This window comes from Halobacteria archaeon AArc-dxtr1, from assembly GCA_025517425.1.
GTDB lineage: Archaea > Halobacteriota > Halobacteria > Halobacteriales > Natrialbaceae > Halostagnicola.
This window is the reverse complement of record JAOPJY010000004.1, coordinates 77,418-104,244: the sequence shown is the minus strand read 5'-3', so window position 1 is coordinate 104,244 and position 26,827 is coordinate 77,418. Positions and strand designations below refer to the sequence as shown.

33 protein-coding genes, 2 tRNA genes, 1 rRNA gene and 1 pseudogene are annotated in these 26,827 nt (G+C 65.5%); 21 read left to right on the top strand and 16 right to left on the bottom strand.

Annotation, left to right across the window (positions count from 1 at the left end; translation table 11 throughout):
* Positions 1–56: 56 nt before the first annotated feature.
* A complete protein-coding gene (locus OB905_13830; protein ID MCU4927044.1) occupies positions 57–326 on the bottom strand; it encodes a thioredoxin domain-containing protein in 270 nt (89 codons plus the stop codon).
* A 118-nt stretch (positions 327–444) separates the two neighbouring features.
* Here OB905_13830 and OB905_13825 point away from each other — a divergent pair, with 118 nt between their 5' ends.
* From OB905_13825 to OB905_13795, 7 genes are all read left to right on the top strand, one after another.
* Positions 445–1,509, top strand: a complete 1,065-nt coding sequence (locus OB905_13825) for an FAD-dependent oxidoreductase (GenBank protein MCU4927043.1) — start codon at positions 445–447, stop codon at positions 1,507–1,509.
* Positions 1,510–1,557: 48 nt separating this feature from the next.
* Entirely contained in the window at positions 1,558–1,719 is a 162-nt protein-coding gene (locus OB905_13820; GenBank protein MCU4927042.1) for a preprotein translocase subunit Sec61beta, read from the top strand.
* 106 nt (positions 1,720–1,825) lie between these two features.
* Entirely contained in the window at positions 1,826–2,434 is a 609-nt protein-coding gene (gene pdxT / locus OB905_13815) for a pyridoxal 5'-phosphate synthase glutaminase subunit PdxT (protein MCU4927041.1), read from the top strand.
* A 107-nt stretch (positions 2,435–2,541) separates the two neighbouring features.
* Complete coding sequence (locus tag OB905_13810) at positions 2,542–3,009, top strand: bifunctional nuclease family protein (GenBank protein MCU4927040.1); 468 nt, start codon at positions 2,542–2,544, stop codon at positions 3,007–3,009.
* A complete protein-coding gene (gene hisE, locus OB905_13805) occupies positions 3,010–3,294 on the top strand; it encodes a phosphoribosyl-ATP diphosphatase (GenBank protein ID MCU4927039.1) in 285 nt (94 codons plus the stop codon).
* 91 nt (positions 3,295–3,385) lie between these two features.
* Positions 3,386–3,733 (top strand): four-helix bundle copper-binding protein, encoded by a 348-nt coding sequence (locus OB905_13800; GenBank protein MCU4927038.1) that lies wholly within the window; start codon positions 3,386–3,388, stop codon positions 3,731–3,733.
* Between the two features lie 12 nt (positions 3,734–3,745).
* Positions 3,746–3,910, top strand: coding sequence for a hypothetical protein (locus tag OB905_13795; GenBank protein ID MCU4927037.1), 165 nt, complete (start codon positions 3,746–3,748; stop codon positions 3,908–3,910).
* Positions 3,911–3,929: 19 nt separating this feature from the next.
* Here the strand turns inward: OB905_13795 and OB905_13790 are convergent, their stop codons facing one another.
* Positions 3,930–4,217: a hypothetical protein gene (locus tag OB905_13790; GenBank protein MCU4927036.1), complete on the bottom strand. Its 288-nt coding sequence runs from the start codon at positions 4,215–4,217 to the stop codon at positions 3,930–3,932.
* Between the two features lie 81 nt (positions 4,218–4,298).
* On the opposite strand from OB905_13790, the gene OB905_13785 reads away from it, so the two are divergent.
* Positions 4,299–5,330 carry a 50S ribosome-binding GTPase gene (locus tag OB905_13785; protein MCU4927035.1) on the top strand — a complete coding sequence of 344 codons (1,032 nt, stop codon included), beginning with the start codon at positions 4,299–4,301 and terminating at the stop codon, positions 5,328–5,330.
* Between the two features lie 4 nt (positions 5,331–5,334).
* Positions 5,335–5,715, top strand: coding sequence for a hypothetical protein (locus OB905_13780; GenBank protein ID MCU4927034.1), 381 nt, complete (start codon positions 5,335–5,337; stop codon positions 5,713–5,715).
* 8 nt (positions 5,716–5,723) lie between these two features.
* Here OB905_13780 and OB905_13775 read toward each other — a convergent pair whose 3' ends face one another.
* Positions 5,724–7,016, bottom strand: a complete 1,293-nt coding sequence (locus OB905_13775) for a TIGR00341 family protein (protein ID MCU4927033.1) — start codon at positions 7,014–7,016, stop codon at positions 5,724–5,726.
* A 145-nt stretch (positions 7,017–7,161) separates the two neighbouring features.
* Between OB905_13775 and engB the strand changes: the two genes are divergently transcribed.
* Both engB and OB905_13765 read left to right on the top strand, forming a co-directional pair.
* On the top strand, positions 7,162–7,779 hold the full coding sequence (gene engB / locus OB905_13770; protein ID MCU4927032.1) for a GTP-binding protein EngB: 618 nt from the start codon (positions 7,162–7,164) through the stop codon (positions 7,777–7,779).
* 412 nt (positions 7,780–8,191) lie between these two features.
* A complete protein-coding gene (locus tag OB905_13765; GenBank protein MCU4927031.1) occupies positions 8,192–10,177 on the top strand; it encodes a PQQ-dependent sugar dehydrogenase in 1,986 nt (661 codons plus the stop codon).
* 82 nt (positions 10,178–10,259) lie between these two features.
* On the opposite strand, the pseudogene OB905_13760 reads toward OB905_13765, so the two are convergent.
* Positions 10,260–10,400 (bottom strand): annotated as a pseudogene (locus OB905_13760) (D-2-hydroxyacid dehydrogenase).
* Positions 10,401–10,642: 242 nt separating this feature from the next.
* Entirely contained in the window at positions 10,643–12,004 is a 1,362-nt protein-coding gene (locus tag OB905_13755; GenBank protein MCU4927030.1) for an NUDIX domain-containing protein, read from the bottom strand.
* 144 nt (positions 12,005–12,148) lie between these two features.
* Here OB905_13755 and OB905_13750 point away from each other — a divergent pair, with 144 nt between their 5' ends.
* From OB905_13750 to OB905_13735, 4 genes are all read left to right on the top strand, one after another.
* Positions 12,149–14,236 carry a hydantoinase/oxoprolinase family protein gene (locus OB905_13750; protein ID MCU4927029.1) on the top strand — a complete coding sequence of 696 codons (2,088 nt, stop codon included), beginning with the start codon at positions 12,149–12,151 and terminating at the stop codon, positions 14,234–14,236.
* Positions 14,233–15,930, top strand: a complete 1,698-nt coding sequence (locus tag OB905_13745) for a hydantoinase B/oxoprolinase family protein (protein ID MCU4927028.1) — start codon at positions 14,233–14,235, stop codon at positions 15,928–15,930. Before OB905_13750 ends, OB905_13745 begins: the two co-directional genes overlap by 4 nt.
* Before the next feature lie 79 nt (positions 15,931–16,009).
* Positions 16,010–16,786, top strand: a complete 777-nt coding sequence (locus OB905_13740) for a coenzyme F420-0:L-glutamate ligase (protein ID MCU4927027.1) — start codon at positions 16,010–16,012, stop codon at positions 16,784–16,786.
* Entirely contained in the window at positions 16,783–17,799 is a 1,017-nt protein-coding gene (locus tag OB905_13735) for a 5,10-methylenetetrahydromethanopterin reductase (GenBank protein ID MCU4927026.1), read from the top strand. Before OB905_13740 ends, OB905_13735 begins: the two co-directional genes overlap by 4 nt.
* Before the next feature lie 24 nt (positions 17,800–17,823).
* Here OB905_13735 and OB905_13730 read toward each other — a convergent pair whose 3' ends face one another.
* A complete protein-coding gene (locus OB905_13730; protein MCU4927025.1) occupies positions 17,824–18,015 on the bottom strand; it encodes a hypothetical protein in 192 nt (63 codons plus the stop codon).
* A 128-nt stretch (positions 18,016–18,143) separates the two neighbouring features.
* On the opposite strand from OB905_13730, the gene OB905_13725 reads away from it, so the two are divergent.
* The 3 genes from OB905_13725 to yciH all read left to right on the top strand — a co-directional run bounded on the left by OB905_13725 (position 18,144) and on the right by yciH (position 19,135).
* The gene (locus OB905_13725) at positions 18,144–18,386 is read left to right on the top strand and encodes a hypothetical protein (GenBank protein ID MCU4927024.1); all 243 of its coding nucleotides are present in this window, start codon (positions 18,144–18,146) and stop codon (positions 18,384–18,386) included.
* A 113-nt stretch (positions 18,387–18,499) separates the two neighbouring features.
* A complete protein-coding gene (locus OB905_13720) occupies positions 18,500–18,694 on the top strand; it encodes a cold shock domain-containing protein (GenBank protein MCU4927023.1) in 195 nt (64 codons plus the stop codon).
* Between the two features lie 147 nt (positions 18,695–18,841).
* Positions 18,842–19,135 (top strand): stress response translation initiation inhibitor YciH, encoded by a 294-nt coding sequence (gene yciH / locus OB905_13715; GenBank protein MCU4927022.1) that lies wholly within the window; start codon positions 18,842–18,844, stop codon positions 19,133–19,135.
* A 161-nt stretch (positions 19,136–19,296) separates the two neighbouring features.
* Here the strand turns inward: yciH and OB905_13710 are convergent, their stop codons facing one another.
* From OB905_13710 to OB905_13675, 8 genes are all read right to left on the bottom strand, one after another.
* Positions 19,297–19,665, bottom strand: a complete 369-nt coding sequence (locus OB905_13710; protein MCU4927021.1) for a rhodanese-like domain-containing protein — start codon at positions 19,663–19,665, stop codon at positions 19,297–19,299.
* A 75-nt stretch (positions 19,666–19,740) separates the two neighbouring features.
* Complete coding sequence (locus OB905_13705; GenBank protein ID MCU4927020.1) at positions 19,741–20,346, bottom strand: NUDIX hydrolase; 606 nt, start codon at positions 20,344–20,346, stop codon at positions 19,741–19,743.
* 80 nt (positions 20,347–20,426) lie between these two features.
* Positions 20,427–20,837: a DUF5809 family protein gene (locus OB905_13700; protein ID MCU4927019.1), complete on the bottom strand. Its 411-nt coding sequence runs from the start codon at positions 20,835–20,837 to the stop codon at positions 20,427–20,429.
* 25 nt (positions 20,838–20,862) lie between these two features.
* Complete coding sequence (locus OB905_13695; protein ID MCU4927018.1) at positions 20,863–21,264, bottom strand: DUF5810 domain-containing protein; 402 nt, start codon at positions 21,262–21,264, stop codon at positions 20,863–20,865.
* 47 nt (positions 21,265–21,311) lie between these two features.
* Positions 21,312–21,785, bottom strand: coding sequence for a ribosomal protein S18-alanine N-acetyltransferase (rimI, locus tag OB905_13690; GenBank protein MCU4927017.1), 474 nt, complete (start codon positions 21,783–21,785; stop codon positions 21,312–21,314).
* Between the two features lie 55 nt (positions 21,786–21,840).
* Positions 21,841–22,125, bottom strand: coding sequence for a DUF6360 family protein (locus OB905_13685; protein ID MCU4927016.1), 285 nt, complete (start codon positions 22,123–22,125; stop codon positions 21,841–21,843).
* 76 nt (positions 22,126–22,201) lie between these two features.
* A complete protein-coding gene (locus OB905_13680) occupies positions 22,202–23,977 on the bottom strand; it encodes a ferredoxin--nitrite reductase (GenBank protein MCU4927015.1) in 1,776 nt (591 codons plus the stop codon).
* A gap of 136 nt (positions 23,978–24,113) precedes the next feature.
* Positions 24,114–24,428 carry a hypothetical protein gene (locus tag OB905_13675; GenBank protein ID MCU4927014.1) on the bottom strand — a complete coding sequence of 105 codons (315 nt, stop codon included), beginning with the start codon at positions 24,426–24,428 and terminating at the stop codon, positions 24,114–24,116.
* A gap of 263 nt (positions 24,429–24,691) precedes the next feature.
* On the opposite strand from OB905_13675, the gene OB905_13670 reads away from it, so the two are divergent.
* The 3 genes from OB905_13670 to OB905_13660 all read left to right on the top strand — a co-directional run bounded on the left by OB905_13670 (position 24,692) and on the right by OB905_13660 (position 25,709).
* On the top strand, positions 24,692–24,835 hold the full coding sequence (locus OB905_13670; GenBank protein MCU4927013.1) for a hypothetical protein: 144 nt from the start codon (positions 24,692–24,694) through the stop codon (positions 24,833–24,835).
* A 44-nt stretch (positions 24,836–24,879) separates the two neighbouring features.
* Entirely contained in the window at positions 24,880–25,581 is a 702-nt protein-coding gene (locus tag OB905_13665) for a hypothetical protein (protein MCU4927012.1), read from the top strand.
* A gap of 54 nt (positions 25,582–25,635) precedes the next feature.
* Positions 25,636–25,709 (top strand) — tRNA-Lys (locus OB905_13660).
* A 692-nt stretch (positions 25,710–26,401) separates the two neighbouring features.
* Here OB905_13660 and OB905_13655 read toward each other — a convergent pair.
* Positions 26,402–26,477, bottom strand: a tRNA-Cys gene (locus OB905_13655).
* Positions 26,478–26,608: 131 nt separating this feature from the next.
* Positions 26,609–26,730 (bottom strand): 5S ribosomal RNA (gene rrf / locus OB905_13650).
* Positions 26,731–26,827: the final 97 nt, after the last annotated feature.

The following is a 26,827-nucleotide window of genomic DNA, read 5'->3' as shown; positions in this document are numbered from 1 at the left end:
AGGGGCGAGCTGAGTGCTGATCGAACATCGGTGAAACGCGGAAAAGGACACGCAGTCTACGCGCCGGCAGATTCCAGGGCGTCCTCTAGATCCTCGCGCTGGGTGACGCCGACGAACCGCTCGACGACGCCGTCGTCGTTCTCGACGATCAGCGTGGGAAGGGAGCGCACCTGGTACTCGTTTGCGACATCTTGGGCCTCGTCGACGTTGATCTTCTCGACCTCGAAGCGGCCGTCCCAGTCGTCCTCGAGTTCCTCGAGGATCGGATCCTGGGTTTTACAGGGGCCACACCAGTCCGCGTAGAAGTCCTTGAGCGTGACAGTCATACCGTTCACTCGATGTTCCGGCCCGGCGCGCATAAGGGTTTCCCACTGCCGCCGTTCGGCGTGATTTCGCATGACTGCGGCCCGATCATTTATCACTCTCTCGGCCGAAGCTGCCGGTGTGAACTCTGTCGGAATCGTCGGCGCCGGGGCAGCCGGCTCCGCCATCGCATTCGCACTCGCAACCGAGGCGCCGGACACCTCCGTAACCGTCATAGAAAAATCCGGCGGCGTCTGTGGACGAGCGGCGACGCGGCGGCGCGGAGCGGTGACCTACGACTACGGCGCGAACTATCTGAAAGACGCCGACGAGCGGGTCGTCGAACTGGTGACCGAGACGGGAGATGCGGCGGGACTCGAAGATATCGAGGAGCCGGTGTACACCTTCGACGAAACGGGCACGGTCTCGCCGGGAGACGACCGCGACGACCACAAGTGGAGCTACCAGCAGGGACTAACCCAGATCGCAAAACGGCTGTTCGCACGGACGGATGCGGCGGTCCATCGCCGGACGCGCGCCGAAACGCTCGTTCGCGAGGGGACAGAGTGGTCGGTGATCGATACGGACGGGGAACGCTGGGGACCGTTCGACGCGCTCGTACTGACCCCACCGGCGCCCCAGACGGCCGACCTCGTTTCGGATGCGGAGTGGGACTCGCCGAGCCGCGAGACGCTCGCGGCGGCCGTCGGCGCAGTCGAGTACCAACCGATCTGGACCGCAGTTCTTGGGTACCCGTTCACCCTCGACGTGCCCTACTACGCGCTGGTGAACACCGACAAGAACCACGAGGTGGGCTGGCTCTCCCGGGAGGAGTGCAAGCCCGGCCACGTCCCTGACGGCGAGTCGGTGTTGATCGTTCAGGCGAGCCCGGAGTGGTCTGCCGACCGCTACGACGATCCGCCAGCGGAGAACGTGGCGCAGTTGGCGTCCCACGCTGTGGAACTCGTCGGCGACGACCGGCTTCGAGAGCCAGCGTGGACCGACCACCAGGGCTGGCGGTATGCACTCCCGGACGGGGCCGCGGATTCGGCTGCGCTCGAGGCCGGCACTGATGCGGGACTGTACCTTGCGGGCGACTGGGTGGCCGGCGACGGTCGGATCCACGCGGCGCTCGCGAACGGCCTCGACGTCGGGAAGCGAGTGGCACGGTCGCTAGACGGAGAGCGTCGGTCGACGACCGAGTAGTCGGCGGTTGGTCGAAAGACTTAGTGCCCGGGCGCTGTATGTCCGACCATGGACAAAGGACAGAACACCGGCGGGCTGATGTCCAGTGCCGGACTCGTCCGGTACTTCGACTCGGAAGACTCGAACGCGATTCTCATCAACCCGAAGACCGTCATCGCGACGGGCGTGATGCTCGGCGTGCTCGTACAGCTGCTCACGTTCGTCTCGTAACTCGGCTCGCTTTTCGACGTGTTACCACCCGGATAGCGGTGGGCTTTCGCCCGAATGTGGACGGTCCTGACGCGGCCTTTTTGTCGTCGCCTCCCTAACCCCGCGTATGTCACTGGTAGCAGGCGTCGTCGCCGTTCAGGGCGACGTCTCAGAGCACGCAGCCGCCATCCGGCGAGCTGGCGAGGCCCGCGGCGAGACGGTCGAGGTTCACGAGATCCGCGAGGCGGGGATCGTCCCCGACTGCGACCTGCTGGCGATGCCCGGCGGGGAGTCGACGACCATCTCGCGGCTGATCCACGGCGAGGAAATCGCCCCGGAGATTCGTGACCACGTCGCAGCCGGTAAACCCCTGCTCGCGACCTGTGCGGGCCTGATCGTCGCCTCTCGGGACGCCGCCGACGACCGGATCGACGAACTCGGACTGATCGACGCGAGCGTCGAGCGAAACGCCTTCGGCCGCCAGCGCGACAGCTTCGAGGCCCCGCTCGACGTCACGGGGCTTGCGGAGCCGTTTCCGGCCGTCTTCATTCGGGCGCCGGCCATCGATGAGGTCGGCGACGCCGAGGTGCTCGCGACGTGGGACGACAGACCGGTGGCCGTTCGCGACGGCCCCGTCGTCGCCACCGCGTTCCACCCCGAGCTGACGACCGACGATCGGCTCCACGAGCTGGCCTTCTTCGGCCGGGAGAGAGTCGGCGCAGAACCCGCCGAGTGAGGCAAACGCCCCGAGCTATCGGATCGTCCAGACGCAGCCGGATCCGGGCCAGCGATGCAAGAGGTCGCCGTGTACACACTTTTGACGTTCCCGTCCCTTGGAAGGGTATGGACGCTTCTATCGACGCGGTTCGAGTCGCCGGAACTCCACAGGGCCCGGTTCCGGTACTCGTTCTGGACGTCGAAGGCGAGGACGATATCGTGCCCATCTTCGTCGGGTTCCCCGAGGCGACGAGCATCGCCCGTGGACTCGAAGCTGAGGACATCGGCCGACCGCTGACCCACGACCTGCTGTTGGACGTCATGGAGGAACTCGGCGGTCGGCTCGACCGGGTCGTCGTCAACGGGATCGAGTCGGCAGAGGAGGGCCAGGGCGGAACGTACATCGCCGACCTCCACGTCCAGACGCCCCGCGGCGAGCAGGTGATCGACGCCCGACCGAGTGACTCGCTCGCGCTCGCCGCCCGGACCAACGCGCCGATCAAGGTCACGTCGGCGGTCTTCGAGAGCGGCCGAGACGACAGGGAGAAGTTCGCCCAACTCGAAGACATCCGTGACGTTCCCGGTGAGATCTAAATGGAGGAGACCCTAGACGAGCTGTTCGCCGTGATCGAGGATCGCAAGGAAACGCTGCCCGAAGACTCCTACACCGCCTCCCTGTTTACCCACGAGAAAGGCGAGAACGCGGTCTTAGAGAAGTTAGGCGAGGAGACGACGGAGCTCGTGCTCGCGGCCAAAGACGACGACCGCGAGGAGATCGCCTACGAGGCCGCCGACATCGTCTACCACCTGCTCGTGTTGCTCTCGATGAAGGACATGGACGTCTCCGAGCTCGAAGCCGAACTCGAGGCGCGGCGGTAATCACGCGTCGCGAGTATCGGGCCGGGAAAGACGATGCGACTTGCACTCGCCCGTCCCGGGTTGATGTCGACCGCCAGTGTCGAATGCCGCGATGGCGCTACAAGAGATCGACCACGCCGACGACCACATACAGGAGTGTCTCGACAACTGCCTCGAAGCCGCCCAAGTCTGTGAGTGGTGCGCTGACGCCTGCGTAGGCGAGGGCGAGGAGATGGCCCGCTGTGTCCGACTCTGTCGGGACGTCGCCGACATCACGACGCTACACGCGCGCTGGATGGCGCGAAACTCCGGGTACCACCGGGAGCTGGCCGAGCTCTGTGCCGAGCTCTGTGAGGAGTGTGCCGAGGAGTGTGCAAAGCACGACCACGACCACTGCCAGGCTTGCGCGGAGATTCTGCCGACGTGTGCCGAGAGCTGCCGCGAGATGGCGTCTGGCTAACGGGGAACGACGATGGCTGTCCCCCGACACGGCCGAGCACGTATCAGAGAGTTCCCCCAAGGCGGTGAACGAACGAATCCGACGGGAGACCGCCGACCGGCTGCAGTACTACGCCGACCACCCGAGGAGATCGACGCCGAGCGCGACGCGCTCCGCGCGCTTCGAGACGCGGCATAGCCGAGCTGGGAGCGCCACCTCAGGGGTTGAGCAGGCCGCCAACGGCCCCCGCGATCGCGCTTTCGATCGCCATGATCAGTGCGAGGAGCACGGCGAACGCGAAGATACCGATGCCCGCGGCACTCGAGATCACCGCGCCGACGGGGCCGAGTGCGAGACCCGCGAGGCCGCCGCCGGCTATGTAGCCGGCGACGAAGCCGCCGACGAGTCCGGCGACGAGTTGGCCGATTCCGGGCACGACCAGCCCGACGATACCGAGGACGGTCGCGGTGAGAAACCCGACGAAGACGGCGCGCCAGTTCGTCATACGGGCGGGAGGCGATTCGGGAAAATAAGCCCTCGCCGCGCAACGAACGACCTTTTAAGACCGCACGACGTAGGTCGAGGCATGATTTTCGAAGACCTTCCGACGACGCCCACGTCGGAAGAGCTGATCGACAAGGCGTTTTCGCGGGCATCGCGAGCCGGCAGATCTAAGGGCGGACTCGACGCCCAGCAGTCGATGCTCCAGACGGCGGCGAACATCATCTCGGACAACTTAGAGAACGTCGTCACGGCGTGGCCCGACTTCGCCTACGAGGACGACGTTCACCCGTTCTACTACGAGCTCGCGGACGCAATTCTGGCGGGGAACCAGCAGCGCTCGGGGAGCTCCGAAGACGGGGACTCCACGGGCGTCGACGCGCTCCGACAGAGTCTCTCGGAGGTGATGTGGGCCAGCCGCAAAGCTCGCGAGATCCACAACGAGTACCAGCCCCGACTGCGCAAGACAGACGTCGACACCGCCCGAAAACACCGCAAGCAGGCCTTCGCCCGGCTGGCAGATATCGTCGAGCAGGTCGACGACGAGCTGCGGGAGATCAACGACGCGCGAAACGCGCTCCGGGACCTCCCTGAGATCAACCCCGAAGAGCCGACGATCGTCGTCGCGGGCTACCCGAACGTCGGCAAGTCCTCGTTCGTCAACGACGTGACCCGCGCTCGCGGCGAGACCGCGTCCTACCCGTTCACCACGAAGGGGATCGGAGTCGGCCACTTCGAACGAGATCACGTTCGCCACCAGATCGTCGACACGCCGGGGCTGTTAGACCGGAAGCCGGACGACCGAAACGAGATCGAAGCCCAGGCGGTGAGTGCCCTCGAGCACCTCGGAGACTGCCTGCTCGTCCTGGTCGACCCGACCGGCGAGTGTGGCTACCCGATCGAGGACCAGCTCGAACTCCGAGACGCGATCGCGGGGCAGTTCGAGGATGCCCCGGTGTACACGGTCGCCAACAAGGTAGACCGCGCTGACCGCTGGACCAAAGACGTCGCGGCCGACTACGAGATGAGCGTCGAGACGGGCGAGAACGTCGAGACGGTGCTCGAAGCGGCCGTCGAGGCGATCGGACACGAGCCGGAGCTCCCCTTCGAGGGGTGAGCGAATGAGGGGTCCGGGACTGTTCGCGATGTTGCAGTACGCAGCCGGGCTCTCGATGGCCGGCCCGATATTCTATCTCGGGATCGCGTACGTCAGCACCGGAGACGTCCTGTTGGGCGTGTTCTTTTTTGCACTCGGCGCGGTCGTCACCTACGCGCCGACGTACGTTTTAGCGCGCATCGGCGGTCCGCGGACCTGGATTCGACGACGGCTCCGGCGCGGAGGATCCGAGGACGAGACCGCGGCGGAGTCGACGATCGCAGTCGGCGAATCGGATGGTTCCACGGAGCAGTCGGACGACGTCACGGAAGAGCCCACTGAGGCGCACGGATCGGATACCGTAAAACGGCTCCGACGAATCAAAAAGCGGATTCGTAGGCGATAGCGCTCCGCTTACCGCACGGCGCGTTCGACGTACCGGACTTCGACCGTGATGTCCTCGTCAGTCTGGGAGACGACCCGTTCGTGAATCTCGTCGACCAGCTCCGGGGCGTCAACGCCGGGGGGACCACCGATCGTGACTACGACCCGCTCGGGGCTACGGAACGGATAGCTGTCGTCGAGTTCGACCGAGAGATCGAGCAACTGGAACTCGGCGTACTCCTCCTCTTCGAGGACCAGTTCGACCTCGTCGCGGGCGTTTTCCTCGAAGGTCCCGGCCGTGTACGAGGCAAACGTGATTCCGCCGAGAAAGACGGCGAAGACGAGAACGATGAGGACGAGCCCGACGACGCGCCGTCGAACTCGCTTTTCTGCAGTGCCAATCCGGAAGAAGTCGTCCGGTCGGTAGCCGGTGTACCACAGCGTGAGCAGTCCGGCGAGGTTCACCGAGAGGACGTTGACCAGCACGAGGACGGTCGCGCCGATAGCCGCGCTCGGCTGTCCCCACGCGATGGCGACGCCTGCGGCTGCCGCGGGCGGGATAAGCGCCGCCGCGATCATCACGCCGACGAGCGCGACCGCGATCCCGGTCGAGATCGCGACGATTCCGGCGACGCCGGCGCCGAGCGCGACCGCAAGCGAGAGCAGATCGGGCGTCAGTCGCTCTGCAATCTCGTCGACGGCCGCGATGTCGAGCCCGGGCGGAACGATGTTTCCCATCCTGACCGCGAACGCGAATATCGCGGCGGCTGCAATCGCGAGGATGACGCCGAGTAGCTGGTACTTCACGCTCTTCGTGAACAGCTCCTCGTCGTCTAGCACGGTCCCGACGCTCGCCCCCAGTGCCGGACCGATCAGAGGGGCGATCACCATCGATCCCACCACCACGGCCGGCGAGTCGAGTAAGAGTCCGGCGGTCGCGACGATCGCACTCACGATCGTCATCGTCGCGTAGATGCCAAAGGAAGGCGTCAACGACTCGGCTTCCGCACGCAGTTCCTGTCTCGAGATGCGATCGGACTCGACGTCGCCGCTCTCGTACTCCGCTTGAAGCTCTTCAAAACGACTCGAGATGACCGTCTCGGCGTCGACGACCACCGTGTACGCGTCCTCGTCGATCCCCTGATCCTGCAGGGCATCGAGGACAGGTTCGACGGCAGCCGACGGGAGGGGGAAGTAGACCACCGCGTTGTAGGTTCGGTCGCTGGTCTCGTCGCTCACGACGTAATCGATCCCCCGCTCGTCTAAGGTCTCGAGGATCGCCTGACGCGATCCGGTCGGAACCGTCAGCTGTACCAGCCGCACACCGGCGAGAGACGGTTCGGGGAAATAATAATTCCGGTGGGAGGCCCAACTCGGCGACGCGCCTCGGCGTTTCGGTCGAAACCGGCGAACTCCGACACGGACACGCCGCGGCCCTTATTACCGTCGCCGCACCAACGATACCGGTATGTTCGACACTCGCCCGGATCGCGACGCGGAGGTCGCCCTCGTCGGTCGCTCGAACGTGGGCAAGTCGACGCTCATGCGCGAACTGACGGGGCACACGTTCGAGACCGGCGGCAAGCCGGGCGTCACCCGGCAGCCAAACCACTACGACTGGGCACCGGAAGATTTCGTACTCACCGATCTCCCCGGCTTCGGCTTTATGAGTGGCGTCGAGTCCGATCGCCAGGATGATATCAAGACCGCCATCGTACGTTATCTCGAGGATCACGCCGACGAACTCCTCGTGGCCATCCTCGTCGTCGACGGAAAGAGCGTCATCGACATCATCGACCGTCACTCGGGGCCCGAGTCGATTCCCTACGACGTCGAGATGTTTCACTTCCTGCGCGAACTGGACGTCCCGACCGTCGTCGCGGTCAACAAGATGGACAAGGTCGACGACCGCGACGAGCGGTTGGACGAACTCTGTGACCGCCTCGGACTGCTCCCGCCGTGGAAACAGTGGCAAGAGACCATCGCACCAATCAGCGCGAAGCGGGGACAGCTCGACCCCCTGTACGATGCCGTCCGGTCACACCTCCACGAGCAGCAGCGAGACGATCTGTTCAAATTCTTTTAAGCAAGCAGGCCGGTCGCATCGGTGTATAAAAACCTTTCCCGAGAATTCGGAGATTGCAACGGACGGTCGACGCTGGCCCGAAAAAAAGGATCTATTTCTCCGCAGAGACTGGCCCGAGGAGACAGGCAACAGCGTGAGAAGCACTGTGGTTCGAAACAGACGAACGGCGCCGCTGTCAGGGCATTTCCACTGAGCGGATAGTCCCACCTGCCGGCAAATCGGGATTACCCACACCCGATTGCGTTCAAGTCGGAATTGTGGGAGGGAACGGTGCTGGCGGCTTATTCAGCGCAGTGACGGTATTTAGAGCACCCGGCAGAGCCGATCGGGAGCTGGTCGCTGAACGTCGACCAACGAACGCGCCGGGGCGGAAAGCGAGCACAATCGAACGAGTGGCGAGAACATACGAACCATGTCAGAACGAGATATTTCCGAGATTCGACGGCGAACGATGCTTCAGGGAGCCGCAGCCGGTACTGCTGTGGCTGCCCTGGGCGTACCGACAGCAGTGGCACAGGACGACGACGAGAACGACGTCGACGATGACGACGAGGACGTCGACGACAACGGCGCGATATTCGGTGAGGGGCCAACGGTGGCCCTCGAAACGATCGCCGACGGGCTCGATCAGCCCACCGACCTCCAGGTCCCGGAGGGCGACGACCGGCTGTTCATCGTCGATCAGACCGGCCAGATCCATATCCACGACGAGAACGACGTCGACGATGACGACGAGGAGGACGAGGACGTCGACGACAACGACGTCGAGGACGACGAGAACGACAACGACGTCGAGGACGATGAGAACGGCGCCGATGAGAACGATAACGACGCCGACGAGAACGATGAAAACGACGTTGACGACAATGACAACAACATCTTCCTCGACACCCCAGAGGATATGGTCGACCTCGACGACGACTTCGATGAGCGAGGGCTACTGGGGCTCGCGTTCCACCCCGAATTCGAGGAGAACGGACAGATCTTCGTGCGGTATAGTGCCGAAGGCGATGAGCCGGAGTACGGCGCCCCCGGCACCGAGGTTCCCGAAGAGGTCGATCACTTAGACCGGCTGTCTCGATTCGAGACGACCGACGACGACAATACGGAGGTCGACCCCGACTCCGAGGAGATTATCCTCGAGATCGCACAGCCACAGTTCAACCACAACGCCGGCCCGATCCGGTTCGGTCCCGACGACTACCTCTACGTCACCACCGGCGACGGTGGCGGCGCAGGCGACGCCGACGAGGGGCACGTCGAGGACTGGTACGACGAGATCGAGGGTGGAAACGGCCAGGACACCGAGCACAACCTCCTCGGCGGCATCCTGCGGATCGACGTCGACGACGACGGCGACGACGAGCGCAACTACGGCATCCCCGACGATAATCCGCTGGTCGACTACGAAGACGAGGGCCAGCTACCCGAGTACTGGGCCTGGGGACTGCGAAACCCGTGGCGGATGTCCTTCGAGGACGGCGAGTTGCTAACCGGCGACGTGGGACAGGCGCTGTTCGAGATCGTCAACCACGTCGAGGCCGGCGGCAACTACGCGTGGAATCCCTGGGAAGGGACTCACTGCTTCGATCCGGACACCCCCGAGGAGCCGCCCGAAGACTGCCCCGACTCGGTCGACGACGACGTCACCGAGCCCCGCGGTGGCGAGCCCCTGCTCGGTCCAGTCCTCGAGTACCCACAGGAGGCAGACATGGGCCGGTACGCAGACGAGTACGACGAAGCCGGAACGATCGGCGACGATCGCGACCGTATCGGAACCGCGATCATCGGCGGCTACATGTACGAGGGAAGCGAGGTCGAGGACCTCGAGGACACGTACATCTTCGGCGACTGGAGCTGGGACGGCGGCGAAGGCGGTCGGCTGTTCATCGCCCATCCAGACGAGGAGTGGATGGATCACGAAAATGATGATGAAGACGAAAACGACGCCGATGAAAACGACAACGACGTAGAGAACAACGACGACAACGACGTCGATAACGCCGACAACGACGAGAACGATGTCGACGACGAGGATGAGAACGACGACGAGAACGGCGTCGGCGACGAAGACTTAGAACGGTACCACCCGCCGGACGAGGTCGACCTCTGGGAGATGGAAGAGCTCACGGTCGAGAGCGACGACGAGGAGCTGGCCGACGACGGCATGATGCAGCAGTTTGTCAACGCCTTCGGCCGCGACGACGACGGCGAGGTGTACGTGCTAACGAGCGATTCCTCCACCATCGAGGGCGAGGGGTACGTCAGTCGGATCGTGCCGGCCGACGAGCACGATGACGATGACGAGGAGGACGTCGACGACAACGACGTCGACGATGATGACGAAGAGAACGGCGCCGACGACGATAACGGCGCTGACGACAACAACGACGAATAAGCGGTCGGTCCTCCCATTTTTGCGGACGAGAGAGGTGTGAGACGGGTACGTCCGAAGTCACCAGCGACCGCACCGACAGACCCTACACGACCCGGTTGACGAGATCGTCACCGGCTTCGAGACGCGTCAGGTTCTCGCGGGCGAGATCGGCCACGTCGCCGGCGTAGTCACGCGTAAACCCCGCACAGTGGGGCGTGACGATCACCTCGTCCATCTCGGCGAGGAGATCGACGAGTTCGGCTGGTGGAAACAGCTCGCTGACCGAATCGTGGACGCCGAGTCGATCGATATCGAGTCGCATGCTCGGCGCTAGGGAGCAGGTGCACCTGAACGTTCAGATCGAAATCGGGCGGCTCGGGAAAAGTCCCTCGTCACACGGGGCTCGGTGGGGGTAACAGTTCGTCACGGCCGCCCCGGTGGCGGGTACGACGGCCGGGACTTTCCGTCTGTCGCTTTCTGGGGTCGTCAGTCGATGCGCTCGGTCCACGACTCGAGAGAGCGCAGCTCGTCGGCGACGGCCGCCACGCCGTCTACGTCAAGCGCGCCGCGCTCGGTCAGGTACTCCGTCACGCAGTCTGTCGGGGTGACGTCGAACGTCGGGTTCAGGACGTCGACGGTCGCGTTCCCGTCGTAAACCGCGTTCTGTGGGCCGGATTCGAGCGAGAGTTCCTCACGAGGAGTGATCTTGTCGGTAGCCGCGACAACCGAGACCGAAACTCCCTCCCGAGCAGCAGCGATCGCGAGGGCCCGCGTGCCGGCTTTGTTCACCACCGCGCCGTCAGAGCGGATCGCGTCAGCACCGACCACCACGCGGTCGACGGATTCGGTCGCGAGGACGTGCGCTACGGCCGCGTCGGTGTGGAGAGTCACCGGCGGCCCATCGCCGGCGAGTTCCTCGGCGACCGCGACACCCTCGTCGGCCGGCCGGGACTCCGCGACGAAGACTCGTGCCGGTTCGCCCTCCCGGATCGCGGCCAGCACCGTCCCCGACCGCGAGAGGGTTGCCACGCGCCCGTCGATCCGCTCGGCCGCCGTTGCGGCCGCGTCGTCGTCGGCGGTGAGGGCGCGGTCGATTCCCACGAGCGCCGCCTGATGGACCGCCCGAGCGCCGCGGGCGGTCGGGTCGTCGGTCGAAGTGTCTTCGCCCGGCTCCTCGTCCCCCAGCGCGTCGGCCATCGCGCGGTTCACCCGGTTTCGCATGACTGCCATCGCCGGGCGCGCCTCGAGCAGCTGGCGGGCGAGCGCGGCGAGTTCCTCGCGCTCGTCGGCTGGGCTCGCCCCGGAGTCGGCGCGCTCGGCCAGCAGGAGGCCGGCGCGGTCCCGAATCACCTGAAGCGCCGCGATCGAGAGGGCGGCGGCCCCGCGCTCGTCATCGGCCGCGATCGTCCGGACCGTCGGCGCGATGCGCTCGTAGGCCGTCCAGAGGCCGGGCACCGTCTCCCGGTCGTCGGCCGGATCGAGGATCGCCGTCGGCGAACCCCACTCGGCTGCGTCGTGTTCCTCGCTCAGCGCGACCTCGCGGGTGGCGCAGTCGAACAGGTACGGGTGGACGACCCACTCGCGACCCAGCTCGTCGTCGGTCACCCGAATTGGACGCCCCGATCGGACGAGATTGGCCGCCTCCCCGAGGCCAGTTTCCTCCTCGATTTCGGCCAGCACCTGCTCGTCGGGGTCGCCCTCGGCGAAGCCCGAAACGCCGCCCCACCGTCCCCGATACGTTCCGACTGCATCGCTGCGCCGCGCCAGCAACACTTCGCCACGATTTCGCAGGAAGGCCGTGACGACGTGGGTCTCCTCCAGCGCGTGCGCATCACCGTCGTCGCTCATGGGCGATCGGACGGCCGCCCGGCGTGAATCGTTTTCGGGAGCGGCGGCGTCGCCCGTCCCGACGGGAGAGATGAGCCAGGTACCGCCGTGGCTTCGTGGCGAGTGACGAACGTTAAGACGCACGCGGCCAGAGCACACGTATCAATGGCACGCGAGGAGGCTGCAGACGGGTCCGTCCGTCCACCGGGAACCGAACAGACTCGAAGCGCCGATGTCCGCGTCGGCGTCGACGTCGGCGGGACGTTCACTGACGTTGCGCTCTCGGTCGGCGACCGGCTCGTGACCGCGAAAGTGCCGACAACCGACGACCAGCACGTCGGCGTCCGCGAGGGAATCGCCGAGGCCTGCGACCGGGCGGGAATCGAGCCCGCCGACGTCGACGACTTCGCCCACGCGACGACCGTCTCGGTCAACGCACTGTTAGAGCGCGACGGCGCGCGGACGGCGCTCGTCACGACTGCGGGCTTTCGGGACGTCCTCGAGATCGGCCGGCAGAACCGCCCCTCGCTGTACGATCTCGACGCCGAGAAACCCGCGCCGCTGGTCCCCCGGAGCCGCCGGATCGGCGTCTCGGAACGGGCGACACCCGAGGGAATCGAGGAGCCAATTGATCCCGAGGAGATCCGCGCCATCGCAGCCGACCTCCGGAAACGGGACGTCGAGGCCGTCGCGGTCTGCTTCCTCCACGCCTACGCCGAGCCCGAGAACGAGCGCGTCGCGACTGAGATTCTCCGCCAGGAGCTGTCGGTTCCCGTCTCGGTCTCCCACGAGGTGCTCGCGGAGTTCCGCGAGTTCGAGCGGACGGCGACGACCGCCGCCGACGCCTACGTCCGGCCGGCGATCGACGGCTACGTCGGCCGGCTGGTCGAGGCGGCCGCCGAGGTGGGGCTACCGGCGCCGCGAATCATGCGAGCAAACGGCGGCACCGCCGATGCCGAGACCGTCCGGACCACTCCCGTCACGACGACGCTGTCGGGGCCCGCAGCGGGCGTCGTCGGGGCCGGGGCGATCGCCGGGGGCGACACTGCCGGCGGCGAGAGCCGGGACGATACCGCGGGCCAGATCACGTTCGACATGGGCGGCACCTCGAGCGACGTGAGCCTCGTCCGAGAGGGCGGGGCCGAGCGGACGACCGAGGCCGAGATCGACGGAATACCGATCCGGACGCCGATGGTCGACGTGACGACGGTTGGGGCAGGCGGGGGCTCGATCGCCCGGGTCGACGCCGGCGGCGCGCTGCGGGTCGGCCCGCGATCGGCGGGCGCAGAGCCCGGTCCGGCCTGCTACGGCCGGGGCGGGACGGAGCCGACGGTCACCGACGCGGCGGTCGTCCTGGGCTACATCGGTCCGGAGACCGAGCTGGGAGGCTCGATGCGCCTCGACGTCGGGGCGGCCCGTGACGCCCTCGCCGAACTCGCCGACGAAGCCGGGCTCGAGGGGGCGCGCGCGGCGGCCCAGGGAGTCTACCGCGTGGCGAACGCGACGATGACGCGGGCGATTCGCTCCGTCACGGTCGAGCGCGGTCACGACCCCCGCAATCTGGCGCTGGTCGCCTTCGGCGGCGCGGGGCCGATGCACGCGGCGGCGCTCGCCGACGCGCTCTCGGTCGACCGAATCGTCCTCCCACGACCCGGCGGGGTCCTTTCGGCGTTCGGGCTGCTCGCGGCCGACGAGCGCCACGACGCCGCCCGAACGGTGGGCGTCGCCCTCGAGACGGACGGTTCGGATCGGATCGAAGGGATCTACGACGGCCTCGTCGCAGACGTCCTCGCGGACGCGTCGGACCCGGATCGCGCCCGAATCGAGCGCGCGGCCGACTGCCGGTACGCCGGCCAGAGCTTCGAGCTGACCGTTTCCGCGGACGAGGCGTTCGACCCCGCGACGGTTGCAGAGCGATTCCACGCCGCCCACGAGCGCGCCTACGGCTATCGGATGGACGAGGCCGTCGAGGTCGTCACCCTCCGGGCGACGGCGACGATTCCGGGCTCGACGCCGCCGATCGGCCACGATGGTGGCGAGGCAGCCCGCCTCGGAACGCGTGAGGCGACGTTCCCGGACGCCGGGACGGTCGAGACGGCAGTCTACGACCGCGACCGCCTCGGGCTGGGGGCGACGGTTTCCGGGCCGGCGATCCTTGAGCAGGCCGAGAGCACGGCGGTGCTGCCGCCGGGCTGGACCGGCGAGATACTCGCCGACGGCACGGTCGTCGCGAGTTCGGAGGTGGAGCAATGACTCGAGATGGTGGGAGGGGAGCAGGCGAGAATGCGAGAGACGACGACGAGATCGACCCCGTCACCCTCGAGGTGTTGCGCAATCAGCTAGAGGGAATCGCCGAGGAGATGGGGCAGACGCTGATCCGCGGGGCGTACTCGCCGAACATCAAGGAGCGCCGGGACTGCTCGACCGCGCTGTTCGACGCCGCGGGGCGACTGATCGCCCAGGCAGAGCACATCCCCGTCCACCTCGGGGCGATGCCGGCAGCGGTGGCCGCCGTCCGCGAGCGCGACCCCGAGCCAGGTGACGTCTTCGTACTCAACGATCCATTCGCCGGCGGAACCCACCTGCCGGACGTGACGATGGTCTCGCCGCTCACGGCGCGGGAAGGGACTGACGGCGATAGTGGAGGCGGTGAAGGTACCACGACAGCCGAAATCGTCGGCTACGCCGTCTCGCGGGCCCACCACGCCGACGTCGGCGGGGCGACGCCGGGCAGCATGCCGGCCGGGGCGCGGGAGATCCACGAGGAAGGGTTGCGGCTGCCGCCCGTCCGGCTGGTCGCGGGCGGCGAGCCCCGCGAGGACGTCCGGTCGCTCCTGCTGGCGAACGTTCGCAATCCGAGGGAGCGCCGGGCGGACCTGCGCGCCCAGCGGGCGGCCAACGAGCGCGCCGACGAACGGCTCGCGGAGCTGTTCGCAGAGCACGGCTCCGAGACCGTCCGCGCCGGCTTCGACGCCGTGATCGACTACTCCCGCGAGCGCGTCGCGGCCGAAATCGCGGCGCTTCCGGACGGCACCTACGAGGCGACGGACGTCCTCGAGGGCGACGGCGTCACCGACGACGAGATCGAGATCACGGTCGCGGTGACGATCGACGGCACCGAGATCGCAGTCGACTTCGCGGGCACCGCCGCCCAGGTTCCGGGCAACGTCAACGCCCCGCTGGCGGTGGCAGAGAGCGCAGTCCACTTCGTCATACGCTGTCTGACCGACCCCGAAATTCCGCCGAACCAGGGCTGTTACGATCCCGTCACGGTCTCGGCGCCCGCGGGATCGCTGCTGAACCCGGAGCCGCCTGCCGCAGTCGTCGGCGGCAACGTCGAAACCAGCCAGCGCGTCGCCGACGTCGTCTTCGCCGCCCTGGCCGCGGCCGCACCCGATCGCGTCCCGGCCCAGAGTCAGGGCACGATGAACAACCTGACCATCGGCGCCCGGGACGGCTCCTTTACGTACTACGAAACGATCGCCGGCGGCTTCGGCGCCCGCCCCGACCGCGACGGGATGGACGGCGTCCAGATCGGCATGACGAACACGTTGAACACCCCAATCGAGGCCCTCGAGACGGAGTACCCGCTGCGGGTCGAGTGCTACGCCTTCCGACCGGGAAGCGGCGGTGAGGGGCGGTACCGTGGCGGACTCGGGCTGGAGCGGGCAGTCACCCTCGAAGCGGACGCGACGGTCTCGCTGCTGACCGAGCGCCGGCAGCGGGCGCCGAGGGGCGTGGCTGGCGGCAGAGACGGCGCACCGGGGCAGAACCTGATCGACGGCGAGGTCGTCCCGGCGAAGACAACCGTCGACGCGCTGGTGGGGACGACGGTGACGGTCCGGACGCCCGGCGGGGGCGGTCACGGCGATCCGGGAGAGCGGGACCGAAAGGCGAACGAGGCCGACCGAGACGCGGGAAAGTACTCCGACCGCGACGCGGAGTGAGCCGGCGGTAGGCCGACCGAATCGCGACTCCATTCTCCGGTGACGGTGCGCTTTTTAGGGCACTCGCCTACCCTCCGGTATGGAACTGACACCAGTGGCGGACCTGCCCGAGATCCGCCCCGGTGACGATCTCGCCGCGCTGATCGCGGATCGGGCCGCCCTCGAGTCGGGCGACGTGCTCACCGTCGCGAGCACCGTCGTCTCGAAAGCCGAGGGGCGGACGGCGGATCTGGCAGACTATCCAGTTAGCGCTCGCGCCCGCGAGCTCGCGACCCGAATCGGCGAAATTGCCGGCGAGGAGAAGGACCCGCGGTTCGCCCAGGCCGTGTTGGCCGAGAGCAGCGAGCTGCTGATCGAGGCGCCGTTCATGCTGACGGAGACTCACTTCGGCCACATCTGTGTCAACGCCGGAATCGACCGCTCGAACGTCCCCGATCACGATCTGTTGTTGCTCCCCCGAAAACCGACGGAGAGCGCCCAGCGAATCCGTGCGGGACTCACAGAGCGCGGAATAGAGGACGTCGCCGTGATCGTGACAGATACCTGTGGCAGACCGTTTCGCCACGGGCAACGCGGCGTCGCGCTGGGCTGGGCGGGAATACCGGCGAGCCGCGACTGGCGGGGCGAAGTCGACCGCGACGGGCGAGCGCTCGGCGTCACCGTCGAGTCCGTCGTCGACGAGCTGGCGTCGGCCGCGAATCTCGTCGCTGGCGAGGGTGCCGACGGCATCCCCGCGGTCGTCGTCCGCGACTGGGCGTTCGGCGATCTCGACGGCAGCGACGAGCTCTTTCGCGAGGTCGACGACGACCTCATACGACAAGCGCTTCGTGGCTGGGAGTGGAAGGTGAGTGCATGAGCGACGATGATGGCGCGAGAGCCGGCGAGGAGATCCGAAGCGGAATCGAACTCACACCCGAACACCCTGTCGAGCGCGTGGCCGAACTGGCCGTGCTGGCCGAAAACGAAGGTTTCGACGCCGCGTTCGCGAGCAGCCACTACTTCAACCGCGATCCGTTCGTGGCGTGTACGCAGATGGCCGCTGCCACAGAGGAGATTCAGGTCGGGCCAGGCGTCGTCAACCCCTACGAGACCCACCCGGTGAAACTCGCCGCCCAGACGGCGACGGTCGACGAGGTCTCCGGTGGGCGAGGAATGCTCGGCGTCGGCGCCGGCGACCGGTCGGCGCTGGCGGCACTCGGAATCGAGCGCGAGCGTCCCCTGCGGCGGGTACTCGAGACGATGACCGTCTCGCGGGAGCTGTGGGACGGTGAGGCCGTCGATCACGACGGCACCTTCCAGGCGACGGACGCCTCGCTGAACTTCGAGCCCAGCGAGATTCCAGTCTACGTCGGCGCACAGGGGCCACACATGCTACGGATGAGCGCGAAGTACGCCGACGGTGTGCTGATCAACGCATCCCATCCCGCAGATCTGGAGTGGTCCGCAGCGCGCGTCGCAGAGGGACTCGACGAACGCCCCGACGACCGCGGATCGTTCACGGCACTCGCGTTCGCGAGCGTCAGCGTCGCCGCCGAGGAGGACGCGGCCCGAGAGGCCGCCCGTCCGCCGGTGGCGTTCATCGCAGGTGGGGCGGCCGAGCCGGTGTTAGCCCGCCACGACATCGACCGCGAGGCCGCAGCCGACGTCAGCGAGGCCCTAGAGCGTGGCGACCTGGGAACGGCGTTCGAGCGCGTCACGCCGGCGATGATCGACGCGTTCTGTATCGCCGGCACGACCGAGACGGTCGCCGATCAGTTCGCGGCCGCACTCGAACACGTCGACGGAATCGTCGTCGGCTCGCCACTCGGGCCGGATCTCGACGACGCAATCTCTCGCGCGAGCGAGGCGCTCGAGTTGGCACAGGAGTAGCGCGCGAACAACTGTGGAGGGCGCTCAGTCCGAGGTGACGAGGCTGGCGGCGGCGCCAAGCGAGAGGAGACCGAAGACGCCCAGGCTGAACGCGATCAGAATCGAGCCGACGGCGACCAACAGCAAGGAGAGCCCGTCGCCCATCGCGACGTCGGTGAGGTACTCGTTCATCTCGACGATGTTGTCGACAATGATGTTGAATGGCACGGCGGTCATACACGCAGATTGTGATCGCCGGTACTTGGCCGTGCCGATTCGACGGATCGTCAGCCGGTGGCCAGGAGCGGAGACGGACACGATCTGTGGTCGGTGCGGTTAAGCGCGGCCCGGACGTACGTCGGCGCGTGACCGACGACGCGACCCTCTCCGACTTCGCCTCGTCGCGCGACGACGAGGGGGAGCCGTGCGAAGACGAGGGGCCGAGCGAAGAGACGGAGAGCGCCGACGGAGTCCCGGCCGACGTCAAGGAGCCGTCTCCGACGTACGCCTGGGGTGAGTACGCGTGTACAGCGTGTGGCGAACGAACTGAACGCGTCTGGTACCGGGACAGCGAACCGCACTGTCCGGCGTGTACGGACTGGGATTGAAAACTACGAAGACGGCGTATCCGGCGTGAGCGGCCACTAATCGGGAGAATTGCCGGACCAGATACATCGTTGACAGAAGTTTTAAGCACGTATCGGGGGACTAGTCGAACGCAATGGCGAAAGGTACGGTCGCGTTCTTCAACGACACTGGCGGCTACGGATTCATCGAAACCGACGACGCAGACGACGACGTGTTCTTCCACATGGAGGACATCGGCGGCCCCGATCTGGAGGAGGGCCAAGAGCTGGAGTTCGAAATCGTCGAGGCCGAGAAGGGACCGCGCGCGACGAACGTCGAGCGCCTGTAAGTGTCCACGCTGGGGTATCGTTCTGCGAACACACCATCGAGCAGTCCCACGTCCCGAGTTCGCTGGGATGGATCGTCGTCCTGGGCATGGGCGACGAGCCGAGGTCCCGATAGTGTTTAATATGCCCATTTCGTACGAACGAACGTAATGTCGGAAGTCTGCTCGACGTGCGGGCTGCCCGAGGAACTCTGCGTCTGTGAAGACGTGGCCAAGGGACAACAGCAACTCACCATCCGCATTGACGAGCGCAGATACGGTAAGGAGGTAACGATCGTCGAAGGGTTCGATCCGAAGGACGTCGATCTCGATAGTCTTTCCTCGGACTTGAAGTCCAAGTTTGCCTGTGGCGGGACCGTTGAGGACGGTCACATCGAGTTACAGGGGAACCACACTGGGCGCATCGAGGAGTTCCTTCGGGATCGCGGCTTCAACGTCGCCTGATACCCGTCTAAGCCGAGACGGCTTCCGAACCGCGCGATCCACTCTTCACCACGTACGCCCGAGCGATCGGACTGGTGTTCTCGTCGACCGATCGCCGCGAGCAGTGTTCTCACGCTGTAAACAAACTTCACAGCGTACACTGCGGCCAGTTTCAACCTCGGCTAGAAGGGCGCATCCGCGTCTGCCGACTCCTCGGCTGGCGCGTCGTCCTCGCGTCGAAGGCCAAACTGGATGCCGTACTCCTCGAGTCCGCCAGCCATGCTCTCGACGCGGGCGTCAGCGGTTCCCTCGTAGGAGCCGACGAGCCGAGCCGCCTGCACGCTGGCTTTGCCGTGCGGGCAGACGGTCACGATGTGGTCTTCGTCTGTGAGCTCATCCACGCGGCCGGAGAGTTCGTGAAAGGGGAGGTTCTGACTGCCCGGAATTCGGCTCCGTTCGAAGCTGTGCTGGTCACGGATGTCCACAATGCAGACGTCCTCGTCGGCGGAGAGCAGTTCGTGTACCTCGGCCGGGGAGATCTCGCCGTCCATCGTCCGTGTTTGGAACGGGGGAGAGGAAAAGTACACGGATCCGGGAAGTGCCGCCGACAGACCCCGGCAGTACGGCTACAGAAGGCCGTCCTCGCTCGCGAGCAACAGCGCGCTGAGCGTCGCGTCGTTGGCCGGCGACTCGCGGGCGCGAGAGAGTGCGTCCTCGACGGGCACCGTCGTCACCTCGAGGAACTCGTTCCCATCGAGATCGCGCTCGCCAGGGACGAGTCCGTCAGCGTACACGATTGCGCGATCGTGGCGCAAGACGCCCGTCGCGACCGCATACTCCTGGAGGAGGAGGGTACTCGAAGGGGAGAATCCGGTCTCTTCTTCGAGTTCACGGGCGGCCGCCTCGGTGTAGGACTCGCCGTCTTCGACGATGCCAGCCGGAAGCTCGAGGTGGTGTTCGCGGATCGCGGGCCGGTACTGTTCGACGAACAGGAGTCGATCGCCGGACGCTGGAGTGTCGGCGTCCGATGACGGTGTGGTGTCGGCATCGACGCGCTCGACAGCAGTGGCATCGAGGCGCGCGACGACGACGACCGCCGGCGGCAGATCGGCCCAGTAGTAGCGCTTTTTGCTGCCGTCGGGCTGTTCGACCAGATCGTATCCGCCATCGTACCAGCCCGTCTCGTACTCGGTTTCGGCGTCGATCAGAGACCACTCGTCGGCGTCTGTCATCGGTTGGAATGAGAATCGAGCGCTGGAATAGGTAGCGCTTCGTGCGCGGTGTGAGGAGACTGCAGATCGATATCGGCGAGCTACAGTTCGTCTCGGTAGAGCCGTCCGAACGCCTGCCGGCGCAGCGTCGCGATCGCAGCGTCTTCTTCCTCCTGGAACGTTGCCGCGACGGCCTCACCGTCGGGGCCGGCGTGCCAGACGACGCGGTCGACGGCCTCGTGGCCGGCCTCGACGACCTCGCCGTCGTACTCTTCGCGCCACGCCTCGTACTCCTCGCGCGTTCCGACGTGGACGGAGAGTAGGCTCGCAAACAGTGCGTCTCGGGCCGTCTCGACGACGTCGCTCGAGACGCGGTCGTCGTACTCCTGGCGATCGAACTCCATCGTGCGGGCGACCTCGCGGACGACCGTCTGGGCTGCAGGGCCGACCTCGGCGTATCGCTCACGAGCCGCTTTCATCGAGGCCGGATCGAACGTCCCTGTCGTGTGCATATGCGAACGGGTGATCCTCCGGGCGTTACTCGGTTTCGGTGTCGGCGTCGGAGACAGTAGTACCGGAACCATCAGCAGACTGTCGCTGCCGGGTCAGCTCTCGAGCCTCCTCGAGTACTGCAGCAGCCTCCGGATCCAGATCGGTATCGGATTCGGGGTGTGGACGTTCGGAGCCGCGCTGGTGTGCGGCGTCGATCGAGGGAGATCGGCCGGGACCGCGTTCGAATTCGGGCGTCTCGACTTCGTCAGCGTACTCGGCGACGATCTCTCCGAGTTCAGCCGGACTGCACCCCTGCCAGTCGGGGGCGTGATCGTCGAGCCACGAGCGGTGCTCCTCGCGGCCCAGCGAGGCGGTGACGGCGAGGTGGTTCGCGAGGTGGACTGCGTCTGCCTCCTGGACATCGCAGACCGGACAGGCGTATCCCATACTGGTTGATTCGAACGCGAGCCCCAAAACGGATGCGCCCGACGGCGTCAGCCGAGGTCACGAACCATCACGAGAGCATCCTCGCCGTCGCCGTAGTAGCCGTCGAGTCGCCGGGTCGGCTCGAATCCGAACCGACGGTAGAGGGATCTGGCTCCGTCATTGGAGGGTCGAACTTCGAGTTTTACTGACGTGGCGCCGTGGGCCGCCAGAACGACGAGTGCTCGACCAAGCAACGTCGAACCGATCCCGGTTCCACGCCGGTCCGGGTGGACGGCGAGATCCTTGATGTGGCCGAGCCGACAGCCAAGCGAGGGCGTCACGTCGGCGACGACGTAGCCGGTGATCCGACCACCCTCCGTCGCGACCAGAAACCCCGGCTCCGCTAAGAAGCTCTCGAAGGCGTCATAGGGCCAGGGCTGTGAGAACGAGGCGTTCTCGATCCTGACGATCCCCAGCAGATCAGCTCGCTCGGCCCCCCGAATCGAACGGTCGGGAGCTGCCGACGGATCGACAGTCGTCATACAGACCGTATCGGGCCCGAGCGACAAAAAACGGTACGTCCGTGCGTTCGGAGCGTCACTCGGCGAGTTCGTCCTCGACGCGATTGGCGTGCTTCTGGAGGTCGTCAGCGAGCGTTCGAGCCTGCTCGGGCGTCAACTCGAGTTCCTCCATATGTGCCGGGAAGTGCTGTTCGGTCATGTTGTCGAGTTCGAGTTGGAGGCGTACGCTGTCCGGCTGTTCGCGGGGCGCAGTCGCGTTCACGACGGCGACGGACGTCGTCTCGAAATCGTGTCCCGTCACAGTCGCGTCGACGAGATCGAGCGTCGTGTAGGCGTTTACCTTCATCAGTCGGTCGGCCATAGTCGAAGACGGTGTCGAGTGCACTTAGACCCGGCGCCAGTGATACCGTAACCAGGATAGAGAAACGACTGCGAGATCAGTCGTCAGACGGGATTGGCGTGCCGTCTGCCTTCGCAGGCGCAGGACTGGCGTCTAAGTCGTCCTCTTCGGCGTAGGGGTACCAGGTCCGCTTCGTGTTGTGGAGGAACGGATCCTCGTAGCTCGTCTCCTCAGGTTCGATGAGGTCAGCGAGGTCCTCGTCGTCGCGAGCCTCGACGAACTCACGGAAACTCTCCTCGCCGTCGCGGGCCGCCTCGAAGTTCGCAAGCAGGTTCTTGATAGCGCCTGGAACCTCGTCGGCGGCGACCCGCTCGGCAACCCAGGAGGCAAACTGCGGGTTCTCGCCGAGCCCGCCGCCGAGACCGATGTCGAGGGCTTCGACGGGTTCGCCGTTCTTGCGGGTCTTCATGCCCCGCAGCGAGACGTCCGCGATCTGGGGCTGGGCACAGGAGGCGGTACAGCCCGAGAGGTGGATGTGGAAGTCCTCGACGCCGTCGGGAAGGTCGACGTTCGCTTTCAGCCAGCGCGCAAAGCGCACCTGGCGATTTTTCGTCTCGACGATCGAGAGCGAGCAGAACTCGGTGCCGGTACAGGCGATCGAGCCGCGCTGGAAGGGGTGTGGGTCCGGACTGTACGTCTCGAAGACGGGTTCGGCGAGGAGGTCATCGAGATTCTCCTCGGGCACGTCGGTGAGGATGATGTTCTGGCGCTGGGTCAGTCGGACCTCGCCGGAGGCGTACTCCTCGGCGGCGTCTGCGATCTCGTAAGCTTCGTCGACGCCGATGCGACCGACGAGGACGTTCAAGCCAACGTAGTAGTTGCCGTCGGCTTGCTCGTGAACGCCGATGTGGTCTTGCTTCCCGTCGCCGCTGCCGGAGTTGTAGCTGTACGAATCGCGCAGGTCTTCCCCAGCCGTCTCGAGTTCGAAGTCGACGTAGTCCTCCTGGAGGATCTCGCGGAGCTTCTCCGGACCCCACTCGTCGACGAGGAACTTGATTCGGGCGTTGTACCGGTTCTCGCGGTCGCCGTGGTCGCGAAAGAGTGCAGAGATACCGCCTGCGACCTCGACGGCCTGCTCCGGCGTGGCGAAGACGTCGATGTTGCGTGCAAAGCGCGGCTCGTTTCGGGAGAGGCCACCGCCGACGCGGACGTTGTAGCCCGTGACCGTCTCGCCGTCTATCTCCTTACGGGCCGGTTCGAACGCCAGGTCGTTGATGTCGCCCTGGCCACAGCCCTCGTCACACCCCGTGACAGAGACCTTCCACTTCCGTGGGAGGTTCGAGTGTGCCTCGTTTTCTTTGAACGTGTCGTTGAGTTCGTGAGCAAACTCGTGGGCGTCGACGTGTTCGTGTTTGTCCTTGCCGGCGACGGGACAGCCGACGATGTTTCGCCACGAGTCACCGCAGGCTTGAACGGCAGAAAGACCTACCTCGTCGAGATCGTCGAAGAGATCCGGGACGTCCTCGAGTCGAATCCAGTGAAACTGGACCGCCTGGCGTGTGGTGACGTCGAGCCAGCCGTTCCCGAACTCGGGGTTCTCGACCGGGCCGCGAGAGTACTCGTCGGCGATTTCGACGAGTCGGCGAAACTGTCCGGGTTCAAGAATGCCACTTGGCGGCCCGACCCGGAGCATGAAGTACGACTCCTGGCCGGCTCGCTGGTGGTACAGACCGTACCACTTGAACCGCTCGAACCACGCGTCTCGCTCGTCTTCAGGGATCGACTCCCAGCCCGCCTCGGCGAAGCGATCGATCTCGGCACGAATATCGGTCCCGTATAGTTCGTCCTTCCACTGCTCGACGTCGGTAGGCATCGTTGTCCCTAGCCATGCACTGATCACGTAAACCCCGACGTGTTTCGTCAGTTACCCCCGGAGCTACCGCGTAGCGGATATTGTTGCCTCATTGTAGTGGGACGGTTCGAGTCGACCTCCAGACAGGGAGGTAACGTTATGACTCGGGTTCGAGCGTCGACTGAATGCCAGCGGGGTCGTAAGGCTCGAACTCACCGTCGACGAGACGTCCCACTGGAAGCTGGTCGATGGAGTCGCGCGTCCCACAGTCGAGGCACTGCCCCACTGCACCGGCGAAGACGATCGCGCCGTCGACGCTAACGTCGTAAAACCCCTCGAGCAAAATGTAGGCTGGCTCGCAATCACAGAAGACGCCACGCGAGAGCGTCCAGACGTCGCTTACGCTCACCTGTCGAGCGTCGTTGACGCTGATCCACGCGCCGTCATCGAGTGTCCGCAGTGCGATGGCCATACGTGTCGATCAGTGCGAGCGGCTATTTCAGCGTTGACCTGTGCAAGGATTACCGTCGTGGTGATACTAATCAGTGCCAAAGCCTCGGAGAGAGCTGATTCAGCGACGCGTCGGAAACCGAGATAGCGGCTATCCATTCCGGTACGGGTGAGTACGGGTATTGATTGCTTGGGAAAACGAACTTATGCACATACCGTTCGAACGGGGAGATATGAGTCGACAGCCAAACGAAACGACCGACCTGCGAAGCAAATGGAGGACACATGACTGACGGAGCGAAGTGTACGATGGAGCCTCCAGACGAGGACGACGACGATCCACGGGATGACGCCCATCTCGACGACGTCGAGGTCGGCGCTGGCTGTACGGAAATCTGGGAACACCTCGCTGAACAACGCGAGGAGTGACGCGATACGGGCACTTTTGACGGCTCGGCTCGAAAGAGGGAGCGATGAGCGACGACCGGACGCGAGACGGGGACCGCAGTCAGGGCCAGAGCGGTGAGCCGATACCGACCGATCGAAAGTCCCCTGTCGGCGCGCCCGTCATCCGCGGCGACGAGTCTGTCGCCGGGACGCGAGCACGCGAGGCAGTCCAGTTCGATCCGGACGACGCCGAGAGCCTTGCCAGAGCCGCAGAGACCGTCCGGGAGTTCGCAGCCGGGACCGGGGCAGAAGACCACCTCTATATGCTCCGAGGAGCAGCGGCCTGTGCAGCTCTCGTCCGCGGCGAAGGATCGTATAAGGCAGCAGCGAAGCGAGCCGGTGGCGACGCCAACGTCTCGTTCATCCGCAAGTGGGCCCGCGTCCACGATCTGCCGCGATCGGTCCGCAGACAGGTGGCCCTCGGTGCAATCGCGCCGACGGCGGCCAAACACATCGCTCGGGTTAGCGGAGAGTATCGCCTTCTTCTGGCCTGGGCGACACTCGACGGAGACCTGACGGTGCGCCAGGTTCGCAGCGTCGCAAGCGCCGTCAACAACGGAGACCCCATCGATCGCGCGCTGGCCGACTGCGACGTCGGGTTGGGCACGATCGAGTTGACGCTTCCGGCCTCGACCTATCGCGATCTGCGACAACAGGCATCGCTGGACGGCGTCCCCCCTGGAGAGGTCGTCGCGGAGGCACTCGAAACGTACCTCGACGAGTCCTGACCGGGCCAGCAGAAAGAAACGTTTAACCGCAATAGACGGATACTACGGGATAATGGGCCGGTAGCTCAGTCCGGCAGAGCGTCTGGCTTTTAACCAGACGGTCGCGTGTTCAAATCGCGCCCGGCCCGTTTTCACGACGAACGGACATGAAGAGTGAAACGGCCGCCGCGATTTGAACTAGACGAGTCGCAGCCCGTGAGTGAGCGAAGCGAACAAACTGGAACGTCTCGGCGTAGTTCATAATCGCGCCCGGCCCGTGCAACGAACTGGTCAGCGGTGCGTGGCGCGAACGAAGAGAAGGCCACGATAGCGGGCGGTGAACCGTCGCCGCAATATGAACAAGTAGCCTGCACGGTAAGCGAGCAGGATCTCGGCACTCACGAGTACTAACCAGTGAACATCATCGCAATCGCTCCCACCGGACCTCGTGCTCGGCTTTCGCGCGGTCATCGATATCGTGCTGTTCCTGGATGAGATCGGTCGCGCAGTCGAGACAGTGGTACCATACGCTCCTCAGAGGTCGGAGTTACCTTTGACGGCTCCAAACCCCCGGCCTGACCCTCGAAAGTACCACAACACCGCCCGCAGTTTGAACAGCGAGAAGATCTCGTGAAGTTGGGTTTCCAGGCAAGTGTGTACTCGTCGTGCCAACCCACATCTGCGAGCGATCGTGTACCCTCATAGAGAGAGCCGGCGCGATCACTGTCTCATGAAATCGGATTGGTCGCGTCGCTCAGAAGTATGGGAAACAGCTTCGTCAGCCGCGGAAGTGCGCGACTGAACCTCCCAACCGCGATTGGATTGTGAGGATTTTGATGTAAGCCAAGGGCCGGATTTGAACCGGCGGTGGGCGGCTCTGCAGGCCGCTGCGTTCGGCCGGACTCTGCCACCTTGGCGCACGTGTCAGTAGCAACTGTGATTGTTTAAGCGTAGCGGTATGGCCGATCCATACACGCAAAAAACCCCCGCACAGCGTCGTCACTGTGCGAGGGTAATTGCAGCGATCCGATGTGGATCGCAGTATGAGTGGAGGCGGCGAATCGGATTTCCCAGAGGGTCTCCCACTCCAGTACTCGCCGAAACGCAGGCGGGCTTAACTTCCGTGTTCGGGATGGGTACGGGTGTAACCCCACCGCTGTGGCCGCCTTAACGCCGATTCGTGGAATCGAACCACGACGATGCCAATATCGGTGGTATGACCGTATGTAAGTGTAGTCCAGTTAGCGCCCGGACCCGTTCTCGAATC